Source organism: Paenibacillus sp. J31R109 (genome assembly GCF_059692055.1).
On sequence record NZ_JCAUAR010000029.1, the window covers coordinates 1 to 14,529 of the forward strand.

General features: G+C 45.7%; 12 protein-coding genes. 8 read left to right on the forward strand and 4 right to left on the reverse strand.

The features are described from left to right. Positions 1-271 precede the first annotated feature (271 nt). From AC58QT_RS33625 to AC58QT_RS33635, 3 genes are all read left to right on the forward strand, one after another. Positions 272-757 carry a GNAT family N-acetyltransferase gene (locus AC58QT_RS33625; RefSeq protein ID WP_497412792.1) on the forward strand — a complete coding sequence of 162 codons (486 nt, stop codon included), beginning with the start codon at positions 272-274 and terminating at the stop codon, positions 755-757. Positions 758-769: 12 nt separating this feature from the next. Continuing rightward, the gene (locus AC58QT_RS33630) at positions 770-1,258 is read left to right on the forward strand and encodes a dihydrofolate reductase (RefSeq protein WP_497412793.1); all 489 of its coding nucleotides are present in this window, start codon (positions 770-772) and stop codon (positions 1,256-1,258) included. A gap of 153 nt (positions 1,259-1,411) precedes the next feature. Then, positions 1,412-4,288, forward strand: coding sequence for a golvesin C-terminal-like domain-containing protein (locus tag AC58QT_RS33635; protein WP_497412794.1), 2,877 nt, complete (start codon positions 1,412-1,414; stop codon positions 4,286-4,288). Between the two features lie 51 nt (positions 4,289-4,339). On the opposite strand, the gene AC58QT_RS33640 is transcribed toward AC58QT_RS33635, so the two are convergent. From AC58QT_RS33640 to AC58QT_RS33655, 4 genes are all read right to left on the reverse strand, one after another. Further along, positions 4,340-4,645 (reverse strand): hypothetical protein, encoded by a 306-nt coding sequence (locus tag AC58QT_RS33640; protein ID WP_310502641.1) that lies wholly within the window; start codon positions 4,643-4,645, stop codon positions 4,340-4,342. Positions 4,646-4,799: 154 nt separating this feature from the next. Further along, on the reverse strand, positions 4,800-5,729 hold the full coding sequence (locus AC58QT_RS33645; protein WP_497412795.1) for an ABC transporter substrate-binding protein: 930 nt from the start codon (positions 5,727-5,729) through the stop codon (positions 4,800-4,802). 101 nt (positions 5,730-5,830) lie between these two features. Further along, on the reverse strand, positions 5,831-6,655 hold the full coding sequence (locus AC58QT_RS33650) for a helix-turn-helix domain-containing protein (protein WP_497412796.1): 825 nt from the start codon (positions 6,653-6,655) through the stop codon (positions 5,831-5,833). A 151-nt stretch (positions 6,656-6,806) separates the two neighbouring features. Then, positions 6,807-7,781: an aldo/keto reductase family protein gene (locus AC58QT_RS33655; protein ID WP_497412797.1), complete on the reverse strand. Its 975-nt coding sequence runs from the start codon at positions 7,779-7,781 to the stop codon at positions 6,807-6,809. 249 nt (positions 7,782-8,030) lie between these two features. Here AC58QT_RS33655 and AC58QT_RS33660 point away from each other — a divergent pair, with 249 nt between their 5' ends. From AC58QT_RS33660 to AC58QT_RS33680, 5 genes are all read left to right on the forward strand, one after another. Then, the gene (locus AC58QT_RS33660; RefSeq protein ID WP_497412798.1) at positions 8,031-8,993 is read left to right on the forward strand and encodes an ABC transporter permease; all 963 of its coding nucleotides are present in this window, start codon (positions 8,031-8,033) and stop codon (positions 8,991-8,993) included. Between the two features lie 26 nt (positions 8,994-9,019). Then, on the forward strand, positions 9,020-9,898 hold the full coding sequence (locus AC58QT_RS33665) for a carbohydrate ABC transporter permease (protein ID WP_497412799.1): 879 nt from the start codon (positions 9,020-9,022) through the stop codon (positions 9,896-9,898). A 108-nt stretch (positions 9,899-10,006) separates the two neighbouring features. After that, positions 10,007-11,605, forward strand: coding sequence for an extracellular solute-binding protein (locus tag AC58QT_RS33670; protein ID WP_497412800.1), 1,599 nt, complete (start codon positions 10,007-10,009; stop codon positions 11,603-11,605). A gap of 81 nt (positions 11,606-11,686) precedes the next feature. Then, positions 11,687-12,700 (forward strand): response regulator transcription factor, encoded by a 1,014-nt coding sequence (locus AC58QT_RS33675; RefSeq protein WP_497412801.1) that lies wholly within the window; start codon positions 11,687-11,689, stop codon positions 12,698-12,700. Further along, on the forward strand, positions 12,697-14,505 hold the full coding sequence (locus tag AC58QT_RS33680; RefSeq protein WP_497412802.1) for a sensor histidine kinase: 1,809 nt from the start codon (positions 12,697-12,699) through the stop codon (positions 14,503-14,505). The genes AC58QT_RS33675 and AC58QT_RS33680 overlap by 4 nt, the downstream gene beginning before the upstream one ends. Positions 14,506-14,529 lie beyond the last annotated feature (24 nt).

Sequence of the window (14,529 nt, forward strand, 5' to 3'; positions counted from 1 at the left end):
TCATTATATCGTTGTCTTGAATCGCTCATGGACAAACACCTCTTAGTTCATAGTTAAGATTATTATTACTTCTACACTAAGAGACGTCCACTTTTTATTCTAGATGCATTTGGGGCCTTAAATGTTCCCTTGGCCGCCGCCCGGCGAGGAAAAGAGCACTTTAACGCCCTTTTTGGGCGCTAAAGCTAGTGCCGCTCCTGCGAGCACCCTTTCCTCAAACCGGATGCATTCGCTTTTCATTTTCTACTTTTCCATACTAGGAGGGGTTCCTATGTTCACATGTAGATCAGCAATTATCGCGGATTTCGAGACAATTAGCACTTTTCCACGGAACGCGGAAGAGTTGTATTTCATGTCTCCGGCATTCCAATTTCCGCTCACGCCTGAGCAACTCATAGCGTCTACCCAAAATAGGTTGAAGCAAACGGTCGTGGTAAATGAGAAGGGGCAGGTGCTCGGATATGCCAATATCTATGGCTATGAAGAGGGAAATCGCTGCTGGCTCGGCAATGTCATTGTATCTTCAGAGGCCAGAGGTAAGGGAGCGGCGGAATCGTTGATTCGAACGATGATGGCTCAAGCGAAGGATGAGCTCCAAGTAAAAGAATTGCATCTTGTTTGTCACAATGTGAACACAAGAGGGGTACTATTTTATGCCAAATTAGGATTCAAGCCCTATCAGGTTGAGAAGAAAAAGAATCAGGTAGATCAAACCATAGCAGGCATTATGATGAAAATGGTATTTTCAGAGGGATAAGGGTGTGATTGTATGAAAATTTCTTTTATTGTTGCCATGGACAAGAATCGCGTGATTGGTAAAAATAATGATTTACCGTGGAGACTGCCCAAAGAGTGGCAGTACGTGAAGAAAACGACGATGGGGCATGCGATTATTTTAGGTAGAAAAAATTTCGAATCTATCGGCAAAGCTCTTCCAGGTAGAAAAAATATCATTCTAACCCGAGATGTCACCTTTTCAGCGCAGGGGTGCGAGGTCGCACATTCCGTTACAGAGGTATTCGAGATGTGCCGTGGTGAGGAAGAGATCTTCATTTTTGGCGGAGAAGAGATATATCGTTTGTTTTTACCCTATGCGGACAAGCTTTACATGACCAAAATCGATTATGAATTTGATGGAGATACCTATTTTCCCGAGATTGACTATACGCAGTGGAATGAGGTTTCGGTGGAGCAAGGAGAGACAGATGAGGCCAATCCTTATATCTATTATTTTTATGTGTACACAAAGAAGGAATAGAAGGGCATATCCGATGATAAATAAGTCGTTCCGCAGGTCATATGACATGGCTGGGACGGCTTGTTTTTTATTTCGACAAACGTATTCAATCTTGTATAACGAACATATGACTAGGTGAAGGAGGTATTACAAGGATATAGGAGGTGTAAGATTATGACAAAATGTAGCAGGAAGGTGACTGCTTATCTACTTATAATCAGTTTGTTTACATGCATGCTCGGGATCTTACCAGCTGGAAATGGGGCTTACGCGGCAACGATCTTCAATGACAATTTCGAGGATGCGAATGCCACAGGGTGGACGGCTGCAAGTGGGACATGGTCTGTTGTATCAGATGGGACGTACACGTACAAACAGTCTAATACGAGTTCAACGGCAGAAGGGGTTGCATTTGTAGGAAGTACGAATTGGGCCAATTATTCGGTTACAGCTAGTATGAAGCTCAATACGATGAATGCAACAGCCGCTTCAGGCGTTATTGCGCGTTACACGGATGCAAACAATTATTATTTGCTCCGAATTCACGGAACGAACGGGCTGCAGCTCTATCGCAAAAGCAGTGGGACGTTTACACTCTTGGGTACATATAGTTTTGCGATGGATTTGAACACGTGGCACACGTTGAAGCTAGAAGTGAGTGGATCAGCGCTCAAAGGTTATTTAGACGATATGACAACAGCTAAAATCACCACAACGGACACGACCATCACACAAGGCGCAGTCGGTCTGCGTACGTATGGTCAGAGCGCTAGCTTCGACGCTATCGTCGTTGACGATGGAACGGCAGTTGCACCGATCATCATTACGAATGGAGATGCGGGTTACGCGGAGACAGGAACGTGGCTGAATAGTTCACTTACGGGCTTTAATGGAACCGCTTCCAGATATTCGACGGCTGCGAATAGTACGGCAACATGGAGCCAATATGCGCCAGCCACAGGCAATTACCATGTGTATGTGTGGTACCCGAGCAGTAATAACACGTCAAGTGCTGATTATACCGTTACCTCATTGAACGGGGTGTGGGCGAAAACGGTAAATCAGACGCTGAATCCGAACACGTGGAACAAAATTGCCACCGTCAGTGCAACTGCCGATGCGGCCCTCACGGTGTCGCTGAAAGTGAAGTCGGGGAATACGCGTGCTAATGCTGTGAAATTCGAGGCAACAGCGGACGCGGCAGAGCCTGTAACACCGCCGGGTGCGGGGTCAGATACTACGACGATTGCGGTATTTGTCAATCAGAGTGGGTATGATCTCGATAAACCGAAGCGGGCAACCGTCACGAATGTAGCGAATGGCACCCCTTTTTATGTGAAAAAGGCAACAGACAACTCCACTGTATTTACAGGTTCCGTCAACGGGCAAATCGCGGATTTCTCAAGCTTTAATCCTGCGAGCATCGGTGAGTACTACGTGCAAAGCAGTGGGCAGAACTCTTACAATTTTGCGATAGGCAAGTATTGGATGCAGCGGGTTTCGATTCTTCCTGCTTTGCGTTTTATGGATCAATCCCGTCAAGATACCTTTGATGTAGGTGGCAACACAGGGTATGGATGGCGCGATAGTCATCAGTTTTCGTTCGAATTAAACTCCTTAGTGCTGCAATATATGGCGAACCCAAGTGCCTATGACCGGATGCCGTATGGCATTTCCAATCTATCGACCAGTCAATATGCCGAGCTTCGTGTGCAAAATGAACCCGATATTGTGTGGCTCATGAAATTCGGTGCTCAACGTTATTACGATCTCAAGACGAATAATGCCAAAGATTTGCATGCGCTCATCAAAGGGCAGCTGGCTTATTTTCTCTACCTTTATCCGCAGATTAGCAACTATGTGAGCAGCAGTTTTTATACGCAGATTAGAGATTTTACGATTCAGCAGTGGTCGAATCCCAATTCGAATCTGCAATGGTATGATGTGGGTGGCTCCAGTGATAACAATTTATTTGCGACGCAGTCGGTCATCGGAACGGTGAAAGGGCAGCAGCCGCCAGGCTATGCCATTGTGCCGAATTTACTCATGTACGAAGTGGCAAAGCGTGATGGGTTATCGAATTATCAGGCATACTTTGATGCGGCGTATAACAATTGTTTGTGGTTAATTAACAATGTAGATCTGAACAATCCAGCTAACACCAAAGGACAACGCATGAGTGAGCATATTACGATGGAAGCATTGGCCTATTTCCAAGAAGTCTATCCAACTCTGGCACCGCCTGGACTATCAGCCAAAATTAATGCGTGGTCTGATCTGATGATCAAACGCTCCAATAATTTGTGGGATCTAAGAAAGTATGCCGATACTTCGGATGGGACGGGAACACTGGATCAATGGACGGGGGGATTAACAGCGTATAACGAACCGGGGAGTCCTGCAGGCTTCTTGGCATCAGCTTATGCTGCACGAAGAGTGCTCACGAATAGCACGATGAAGGATAGACTTGAGCAAATTGGTATTGCACAAATCGATGATGTGTTCGGACGCAATCCCTTTGGCAGGCACTTTAGTTATGATGCCGTTACGGAGATTGCAGGTGTTAATAAAGGTTGGTTTAACTTCTATAATGGTGGTTATGGTCATCTAATGAGTGTACCAGGCGTTCTAGATGGCGCACCAAAAGAAACGGCGTATCCATTCACGCCGACGGCGGATCATGGGTACACCGAGGGTTGGGTTGCTTTTAATACAGCATGGAATGATTCTCTTGCTTATTCTGCGGCGGATGATTTGGAAATCAAAGCATTCAATTCCGCATTCAGCACGGAGATTAGTTCAGCAGCAGCGGGATCGGCAATCGGAATTCGGCTGAAAGCACCGCTTAACTTCAACGAAAGTTCAGCCGAAACGGGGCAAGTCGTTATTACGACGAATACAGGAAGTCAGAGTAAGATCACGGTGACCGAGGCGAGCAGCAATGACTATTATTTGAGAGCGTCCTACACAATTCCAAGTGGTGTATCCTATCTAGATATCTCATACGGGATTGGATTTTTTAAGAAAACGGTGAGAGTGAACGTGAGCTAAAGCGTTTCATCCAGTGGACTGCCTGACACGAGGATGTGTCGGGTGGTCTCTTTAACGAGCCAACACCTTAATGCCCATCACAATATTCCAAATAAAGACGACCAAATAAGCAAGCCCGGTTAAAATCAACGGAATAATGAACTGTGACATGTGACCGCCATTCACGATACTGTTTAAACCCAATAGCCAGGTAAGAATGAAGCCTGCAATGGGTAAGCAATGGGAGAGGAACGCCCATTTCGCATGATGTTTAACCTCATGGTCCGTAACAACGAAATAAATAACAATAGGTAAAAGAAATGGAGCAAAAAATACGCTGAAATAGCTTAAAGCGGATAATATTTGCCGGTTATCCATAAAAGCCTCCCATTTTCTGATTTGTTAGATATGAAGTAATACGCCTCTTATTGGTTATTTATTACAAGACTTCCACTAGGAAATAACACCTATTCTATCATAAAAAGCCGTTCCTATGGTCATTTGACCTTAGAAACGGCATCTTTTGCATCGCTTATTTGGCAGAAAACAGTTTGCTCATATAGTCCAGCCCTTTAACTTGCCCCATGGCAAGAGGACCTAGAATTTCGGTATCGACAACGAACATTTTTTTGTTTTTGACAGCGGATAAAGAATTCCAAATCGGGTTCTGGTTGAGCGAATCTATTGTAACTTCACTCGTATTCGTATAATCTTTGCCGATGAAGATATACTCCGGATTCAATTCACTAACACCCTCCAGCGTAATTTCACCGACGTTTTTCATCCCTTCAAAAGGTTTAAAGCCCAGCTTCTCGTAGTATATGGCCATACGGGAACCGCTCCAGTAAGTAAAACCTTTCTTCCATGGCATGATGAATAACGCGGTTTTTCCTTTTACCCCAGATTTCTCGATCACGGAGCTGACTTCCGTTTGTTTGCTAAGGAACTGATTGACATAGGTGTCGGCAGCAGCCTCTTCCTCTACAGCAGCGGCAACGCCACGAATCGTTTCTTGCCAGTTCAAAGTGGCTTTCACTGTGACGGTTTTGGCGATTTTATTCAATTGATCAAGATCTTTCTGGTCAGCATCCGAAGCGATAATGAGATCGGGATTCAACGCCAGGATTTTCTCAAAATCAATTTTATCCCCGAGATTTGCAACCTTCCCGCTTTTCAGAAACGTGTCGTAGACCGGGAAATCTTGCAACGATTTCAGATTGACAACACCCGCTACCGCATCAGCTTTGCCAAGTGCAAAGAGGTGATCCGCATAGGGGAAATAGGTGACGACGATTTTGGAGGGACCTTTTTTGGCAGGGGCAGGTGTGGCAGTCGCTGCAGGTGATGAAGCAGGCACATCTGTTGAGCTAGCATTACCGCCATTTCCGCAGCCAGCTGCGAGTATTGCAAAGACACATAAGATACTGAATGTAACCATCCAGCCTTTTTTGAATAGAAACATGATTCATTCTCCTTGATAATGATTTTCATTACCAAAAGACTATAACAAACAAGTCCACTTTCTGAAAATGGACAAATGAAGAAACGGATATGGATTATTCGCTAATTCCTTTGGGATTGGCTTGGGGTGTAACCGAAGTGCTTTTTATATAATCGGCTAAAATACAGGGCATCTTCATAACCAACGCTCGCGGCAACCTGCTTAATCGAATAATTACCGAGTGAAAGCAGCTCCTGCGCACGTTTCATACGGTGTTGAATCAAGTAATCGATCGGGAACACACCTGTGTATTTTTTGAAAAAATAAGAAAAAGACTGCGGGCTTGTTCCATGGATGTCAGCAAGCTTTTGCAAATTCAAAGTGTCCATATAGTGGTTATGAATGTAATCTCGAGCAAGTGAAATCATGTCCTTACTGTTCCCATTGAGACGATTGAGGCAGGCAGCAAACAGTTCATAAATAATCATCTGGAATAGAAACCCAGTTCGAAGTAAAGCCATATGCCCTGGGGTAAAAAAGGATTCATAGAGTTGGCTTAAGTGTTCACTTAATATGGGATTGGCGCCGGGCTCTAATTGAAAATGGTCATTAACCAACGAAGGCTGAGCGGGTTGCGTTGTAGATGCTGCATCTTCTAGCGAATATCGTACAAGAATGTATTCGAGTTCGGAATCCTCAGTTGACAAGGTCAATGTCATTTGAGGTCCTCCGTGGACAACCATGCCAGCTTGTAAGTGATAGGCGGTTTCATTAAAAATGAACGAGCCGCTGCCTCTCACGATAAACACATAACCCGAAGTTAATGTGAGGCGTTCTTTGGTGTAGGAATGATAGGTGCATTTTGCGGGTATTACAGCTTTAAACACACCGGCAACCGTCACGACTCGTCCCGTATACTGTGCAGCGAGTGCATTGATATCAAGCACAAGGGTCACCTCTTCTTTTCACATGTGTACTATAAATAATAGTGTTCCCTTGAATATAGCTTGTTCTGTAGTTTATGTACAATAAGCAAAACAAAAGAAGACAGAGCTTAGTGGGCGCTGTCTTCTTTATATTCCGTCAGATGTCGATTCTCTATCGTGCAGGAGAGAAGTCGGCAACTTTTTTCAAAATAGCCTCAATCTGCTCCAATGTCTCTGCTCCGAGCGTAACGTCTACAGCCTTCACGTTTTCCTCGATCTGTTCAGGTTTGGTTGCACCAATCAGCGCGGTACTAATGCCTGGTTGGCGAAGAACCCATGCTATTGCAAGCTGCGCTAGGGACATGTCTAGCTTTTGCGCAAGTTCCTCCAGCTCATGAACGGTCTGGAGAATATGGTCGTTGAGATAGCTGTTAATGATGCTATTTACGGAGTTGTTCGCAGCACGACTATCGGCTGGTAGTGGCTGTCCCAGTTTATATTTACCAGTCAGAATCCCTTGTGCAAGCGGTGAAAAAACAACTTGTCCGAGTCCTTTTTGCTCGGAAACAGGAAGCACCTCGCGCTCAATATAGCGCTCGAACATATTATAGATCGGCTGATTCGAAATCAGCGGACGAAGACGAAGACGCTCAGCGATGCTTGCGGCTTCCGTAATTTGAGCGCCGTTCCATTCGCTGACGGCGGGGTAAAGAATTTTGCCTTGCGCGACCAAATCGTCCAGCGCGCGAAGCGTTTCCTCCAGCGGTGTGTGAACGTCGTACCGATGGCAGAAATAGATATCGACGTAGTCCACGCCAAGTCGTTTCAAGCTGGCATCGCATTGCTCGAAGATATGCTTGCGGGATAAACCGCGATCATTCGGGCCATCGCCCATCGGGAAATACACCTTCGTCGAGAGCACATAACTCGAGCGATCGTACCCTTTCAGCGCAGCTCCCATCGCTTTCTCGCCTTCGCCACGATTATAAGCATTCGCGGTGTCGAAGAAATTAATGCCGCTTTCAAAAGCTTTCGCGATGCAAGCATCTGCGGCTTTTTGCTCGGCGGCTGTTCCGTATGTAAGCCAGCTTCCTAAGGCGATTTCGCTTACTTTTAACCCGCTGCGTCCCATATTTCTATACTTCATCTGCTAGAATCATCCTCTCATCATCCCTTGTTGCTGTAAGTATAAAGGAGGTAGGGTTGGCCGACAAGAACGCACTATTAGTTCACTTAGTTACGTGGAGTTAAGTAGTGGGACGGTTCCACACCTCCCAGCGCCCAGCTAAGCCACAAATATTAAAAAAAGATAAGTGCCATTAATTCACGGTATCCCTCTTTCGACTCGCCTACGGTACACTTCATACATAACAACGATGATAGGGTGATGGAGAACATGAGCTATTCAGAGGTTAAGCCGACGCTAAGCAAGCCTCAAGAGCAATCGGCGAAAAAATCAGGGTTGTTGACCTATTACAATCGCTACAAAGTGCTGTACCTGTTGTCGATTCCGGGCATTGTTTACTTTTTAATCTTCAAATATATCCCGCTGACGGGGTCGGTGATGGCCTTTCAAGACTACAGTATTTTCACCGGGATATGGAAAAGCGATTGGGTGGGCTTGGACAATTTCCGGCGCATGTTCGAGTACGCGGATTTCTGGCGCATTTTAAAAAACACGATGGCCATCGGCTTCTACACTTTGTTCTTCGCCTTCCCGATCCCGATCCTATTGGCGTTAATGATGAATGAGCTACGCAACCAGATTTTCAAACGTTTTGTCCAGACGGCGGTCTACTTACCTCACTTTTTGTCATGGGTGGTGGTCGGAGGCATTGTGATCGAAATCTTGAATCCGACAAGCGGTGTCGTCAACTATATCGTGACGCTGTTCGGACATGAACCGATTTATTTCATGGGTGAGGATTCCTTCATCCGGACCATTATCGTGAGCTCAAGCGTTTGGCGGGATGCGGGCTGGAGTACCATTATTTATTTGGCAGCGATGAGCGGAATTAATCCAGACTTGTACGAAGCAGCGCAAATTGACGGCGCATCACGTTGGAAACAAACGTGGTCCATTACGATTCCGAGTATTTTAACGACGATTACGATCCTCTTTCTTTTGCAAATTGGTAATTTTCTGGATTTAGGTTTTGAGCGGGTGTTCGTGTTCTTAAATCCTTTGAATAATTCGCAAGGGGATATTTTGGATACGTACATTTATCGGGTGGGGCTCATTCAGCGTGAATATAGCTACACGACAGCCATTGGCCTATTTAAGTCGGTGATTGGGTTCGTTCTTATCGTAACTGCTAATATGTTCAGCAAAAAAGCAACCGGCGAGGGTTTATACTAACCTAGCGAAGAAAGGAGGCTCCTCGTATGTCTAAGCGTAAGTCAGCTTTAAATAAACCAAGTCCTATCTCCATCCTGAATCCGATTGGGCTCATTCTGATCAGCTTAATCATGGTGCTGCCGATATTAAATATTATCGCCCAGTCCTTCAGCGGACCTGTTGCACTCAGTGCGGGAAAGGTCGTCCTATGGCCTGTTCAATTCACGCTAGATAACTACGTAACCGTTCTGAAGCAAATCGCCATATGGCGCGCTTTTAGTGTAAGCGTAATTATTACGGTTTGTGGTACACTCATCAGTCTCGTCATGACGGCAAGCTTAGCGTATCCGCTATCCCGAAATGAATATCGAGAGCGCAAATATATTTTGCTGCTCGTCCTCATTACGATGATTTTTCATGCTCCACTTATCCCGAATTACTTGTTGGTTCGTAATCTGGGGCTGCTCGATAGCTTATGGGCGCTAATGCTGCCCGGGGCGATCAGTGCGTTTAACTTGTTCGTGATGCGCTCCTTTTTCCTGTCCATCCCAGGTGAGCTAATTGAGTCCGCACGGATTGACGGCGCAGGGGAGATTCGCACGATTTGGAGCATTATTTTGCCGCTTTCGAAGCCAGCGATGGCGACGATGAGTATCATTTATTCGGTGGCGTTGTGGAACAACTATTCGAATGCGCTCTATTTTATCAACAATCGTGCGCTGTTCCCGCTTCAAGTGAAATTACGTGAATTTGTCGTGACCGATTCCTCCGATTTAGCCAATACAGCAGGGGATATTGCCAATTTATCGCCGGAAGGACTGAAGATGGCTGTTATCGTCATTGCGACGATTCCGATCATGCTTGTGTACCCTTTCCTGCAAAAGCATTTTATCAAAGGAATGTTAATCGGTTCGATAAAATCGTAAAAACTGTATAATAAAGATCAACTGAGCTTAAAAAACACAATGTTCCAAGTTTTTCTTTCACGATAAGATGATCACGAATCAACAACATATCGATTAGGGGGATATACAATGAAAGCTTGGTTGAAAACGGGTCTCGTCTCAACGCTCATGGTGGCAGTTATCGCGGGTTGCTCCAATTCTTCAACGAGTACGACTGGAACTAGTGCAAGCTCAGCAAATCCAGTAAGCCCTGCAAGTTCCGCGAAAGCGCAAGCACCGGTGAAAATCTCGATTTCCTTAAGCGACTCCTTAAATAAATACGCACTCAGCAGCACAGACATCAACAATGATAAATGGGTGAAAAAGCTTGGTGAATTAACGAATACGCAGCTTGATCTTCGCCTTGTACCGCATGCGGAATTTAAACCAAAGACAGCGTTGATGTTCGCAAGCACGGATCTGCCGGATGTGATGAACACGATTCAAGGGATGTTCCCACAGGGACCCGATATGAGCGGAGCGATCAAGGGTGGATTGTTCATGCCGCTTGATGATCTGCTTAAGGAATATGGCAAAGATTTATTGAAAGCGATTCCTGAGCAAGCTTGGAATGAAGTGAAGTATAACGGCAAAATTTATGCCATTCCTGAATATTTGTCCAACGCTAGCCGTCGCTCTACGTTTATCCGGAAAGATCTGTTGGATCAAACGGGGCTGCCAGTACCGAAGACGGTAGACGATTTCCTTAACGTCTTGCGGGCCATGAAGAAGAATGGTGTTGCTGAACCGTATGCTTTCCGCAAAGATTTCGTCTATTCCGATGTGATTTTCGGAGCGTATGACGTTATGCCGTATAGCACGATGTTCGAGAAAATTGGCGATCAGGTTGTACCGAAGTTTTTCAAAGTGGAAGCCATGCAGAAAGCACTGACTGTCTACAAAACGATGTACGATGAAGGCTTAATGGCGAAGGATTTCGCAAGTCTTGACGGCAACAAATGGACGAACAACATCAATGCGGGTAAATCCGGTGTATGGAATCACAACGCAAACTTGTTGATGAACTGGATTAGTACAACGAAGCCTGCCAATGCCAAATCGGAAGTGATCATTATTCCGTCCCCAGTCGGTGATGATGGGAAGGGCGGGATGATGAAATACAGCTACACAGGCGGATTGTCCTACATCAATAGTAAGGTTAGCAAGGAGAAAGCCATCGCGATTGTAAAAATGATGAACTACATGGTGACTGAATCAGGCGATCGATTCTTTAACTTCGGTATTGAAGGCGACACGTACACGATGCAAGATAATAAAGTCGTTTACAAACAACCGACGACACCAGAAGGCTCGCTTGAAGAACAGTTCCGTTCGGTTATGCTGAGACTTGTGGAAGATACTGCGCTGAACAGAACACTTTTGAACACAACGGAAGATGGTAAAAAGTTAATCACACAATTTGACACCATCGTTACAAAAGAAGGAAGAAACGGGATCTCCTTCGCTCCGGAGCTTTCAACGACAGCGAAATTTACAGATGCGAGTCTGAAATTCTCCGACATGCCGCCGGTCATTCTAGATCATATGCTGAAAATGGTGTATGGTAAGGAGCCGATTTCGGATTGGCCGAAAGCGTTGGAAGATTGGAAGGCCAAAGGTGGAAATGAAATCATCAAGGAAGCAACGGAACGTTACAACAAAAAAGACGGCATCGTGATGGGTGACTAAAAAATAGCTTGTGGATTGGGTGGAAAGCATTTATTCTCGGGTTGAGGATAAATGTTTTTTGCCATAGGGGAGGGCGGCTGGATGAAGCAAATTCTGATTGTAGACGACGAACCGCTTATTCTAAAAGGTATGGTTATCATGCTGAAGCAGCATGCGCATAAATTTGATTCGATACGTACGGCTAGTAACGGTGTGAAGGCACTGCAAATGATCGAGGAATCGATGCCGCAGCTGCTTTTTACAGATATTCGGATGCCGAAAATGGATGGACTCGAGCTGTGTAAACAGGTACATGAGAAATATCCACTGATTCAGAAAGTCATTATTTCAGGTTACGGAGACTTCGAATATGCGCAGGCGGGCATGTCTTACGGGGTCAAAGAATATTTGTTGAAACCGTTTACGCCGGTCAAAATCCATGATCTGCTGAACAAACTGATTTCACAGAGCGGTCATGCGATTTTATCCATTTCGAAGTATGAGGATTGGATTGAGAAAATTGTAGAGGCGATCTGGACGCTGCGAATCGATGCGGTAGAGGCGCATTTGGAGGAATTGCGGTTGTATTGCATGTCGGCCTCCTCCTCGGATTCCGAGTTTATACAGCTGCTTCAGGATTGCTTACCCATGCTCAAGAAGCGCTTATCCCTTCGCAGCTTTCAGCCCAAAACGGAAGAAATAACCGATACAATGGATATGATGGCCTATTTCCAGCAGCTTCAGGAGCAAATCATGAAGATCATTGATGAACTGGCACTGCAGCGAGGTGGTCAGGATCTTATGCAAAAAGCGAAAATGTACATGGATGCCAACATTACGAATAGTCTCTCCCTAGAGGACGTTGCCGAATATCTCGGCATTACACCGCCTTATTTAAGTTTGTTGTTCAAGAAAGTGTTCAAGGAAACATTTGTGCAATACCGCATCACGAAACGAATTGAGTTGGCGAAGCGAATGCTGGAAATGCCGCACTACCGCACGAACGATATTGCTTATGAGATCGGCTATGAAAACTACCCGCATTTTTCCCGGATGTTCAAAAAAGTCACAGGTCTCTCACCGCTTGAATATCGGCATATGATGGGGATCAAATGATGAAGCCATCGTTAGCTCGCAGCATTTTCGCCTATGTGGCTGCCATTGTTCTCATTACCGTCATGTCGATCGGTTTCTCTTCCTACTATATTTCGTCGAACAAGCTGAAGGAGCAAACGGAGCAGCATTTGACGGAAATTGTATCGAATGCGGTCAATCATACGGATTTATATTTGAAAAATTATGAGCGCGCGCATCTATCGCTTTTTACCAATAGCTCGGTCAAAAAGTTCGTCGACGACCCACCAACGGGCGATTACGAGTATTATCAGTTCACGGATAGTTTGATAGATAACGTCATCAATCCGCTTTTTATTAAGTCGCCGGAGATTATGACCGTCTATTTGGCTGATTATTTCGATCACTATGTGTACTATGAGAATCCTGCGCTGAAGCCGATTGTAGATCCGGTACCTGCTTTTACGATGGAGGAGCTGGACAAAGAGACGGATCCGCAAGGCAACATGACGATTATTAGCAATAGTGTATTCTCTGAAAGTAGTAACCAATTTATCACGTTGGCGCGCAAAATTCATGGTGAAGTGTTCAATGAGTTCAAAGGCATCCTTGCCATCGAGATTAAAGCGGATGAGTTCGCAACCTTGTGGAAGGGGATCAATTTAGGGCCGAGCGGATTTTTTGCCATTGTCGATAATGAGGGGCGCATTGTGTATCATCCCGACAAGCAGCGGATTGGAACTACTGTGAACAAGGCGCTTATGGCGAAAATAGAAGGGAATGACTTGAGATCATTCAAGGATTCCTCATTTGGGGAAGAGCGGATGGTCGTCAGCTCGAAGTCGGCTTATACGGGCTGGAACCTCATGGTGTCGATCCCGACGGCGGATATTAATCGCCCACTATCGAGCATTCGCTACTCCGCCTTCTGGGTAGGGGGCATTACACTGCTGTTAGCGCTATTGCTATCCTATCGATTTGGGAGAAACATTACGAAGCCGATTCAAATTTTGAAAAATGGCATGCGCCAAACGGAAAAAGGAAACTGGGTGAAAATCCCCCAGCTGCAAACGAATAATGAGCTGGATGAGTTAATCCAGCGTTACAATCTGATGGTCGTTTCCCTGTCTGAATTAATGGACACCTTGTACCGAACAGAGCTCAGCAAGAAAGACGCTGAATTGGAGCGACAGAAGGCCGAGCTGCAATCGTTGCAGCTGCAAATCAACCCGCATTTTCTATATAATACGTTGGAAAATATTATCGTCTACGCCGTCATTCAGCAATCCACTGAAATTACAGAGATTGTGGATGCCATCGCCACGATGTTCCGTTATTCGGTGCAGACACATATTGAAGAGACGGCCATCGTTAATGAGCTCAAGCATGTGCTGAACTATATGACGATTATGAAGCACAGGGTGGGGCGGGAGTTCGAGCTAGATGTCAGAATTCCGCCGGAATTCTTCTTGAAGAAGACGGCCCGGTTGACGTTGCAGCCGTTGATCGAAAATATTTTCCAGCACGGCTTCGCCGATGGCATTGAGGAGCATCACTATATTCGGCTGGATGCGTGGGAGCAGGACGATGATCTGATTATCGTCCTCGAGGACAACGGCGTCGGGATGACGCCGGAGCATCTCGCTTCGCTGAACAAGCAGCTAAGCGCCAATCAATTGGCGGAAGCGAAGCTGCAAAAGGGCGCCGGCAACAGTGGCGGCATCGGCATGATGAACGTGCACCGCCGCATCCAGCTGGTGTTCGGCGAGCAGTACGGCCTGAGCATCGCGAGCGAGCTCGGCGTTGGTACACGGATCTATATTCGGTTTCCGAATATAGGGACGTGAGGGTGCTGGGGCATTAGGCTGAGC

Excerpts from the sequence above, each read along its gene's own strand:
- AC58QT_RS33630 (WP_497412793.1), top strand. The coding sequence starts at position 770 with ATGAAAATTTCTTTTATTGTTGCCATGGACAAGAATCGCGTGATTGGT.
- AC58QT_RS33670 (WP_497412800.1), top strand. The coding sequence starts at position 10,007 with ATGAAAGCTTGGTTGAAAACGGGTCTCGTCTCAACGCTCATGGTGGCA.
- AC58QT_RS33665 (WP_497412799.1), top strand. The coding sequence starts at position 9,020 with ATGTCTAAGCGTAAGTCAGCTTTAAATAAACCAAGTCCTATCTCCATC.
- AC58QT_RS33635 (WP_497412794.1), top strand. The coding sequence starts at position 1,412 with ATGACAAAATGTAGCAGGAAGGTGACTGCTTATCTACTTATAATCAGT.
- AC58QT_RS33625 (WP_497412792.1), top strand. The coding sequence starts at position 272 with ATGTTCACATGTAGATCAGCAATTATCGCGGATTTCGAGACAATTAGC.
- AC58QT_RS33655 (WP_497412797.1), bottom strand. The coding sequence starts at position 7,781 with ATGAAGTATAGAAATATGGGACGCAGCGGGTTAAAAGTAAGCGAAATC.
- AC58QT_RS33640 (WP_310502641.1), bottom strand. The coding sequence starts at position 4,645 with ATGGATAACCGGCAAATATTATCCGCTTTAAGCTATTTCAGCGTATTT.
- AC58QT_RS33645 (WP_497412795.1), bottom strand. The coding sequence starts at position 5,729 with ATGTTTCTATTCAAAAAAGGCTGGATGGTTACATTCAGTATCTTATGT.
- AC58QT_RS33675 (WP_497412801.1), top strand. The coding sequence starts at position 11,687 with ATGAAGCAAATTCTGATTGTAGACGACGAACCGCTTATTCTAAAAGGT.
- AC58QT_RS33660 (WP_497412798.1), top strand. The coding sequence starts at position 8,031 with ATGAGCTATTCAGAGGTTAAGCCGACGCTAAGCAAGCCTCAAGAGCAA.
- AC58QT_RS33680 (WP_497412802.1), top strand. The coding sequence starts at position 12,697 with ATGATGAAGCCATCGTTAGCTCGCAGCATTTTCGCCTATGTGGCTGCC.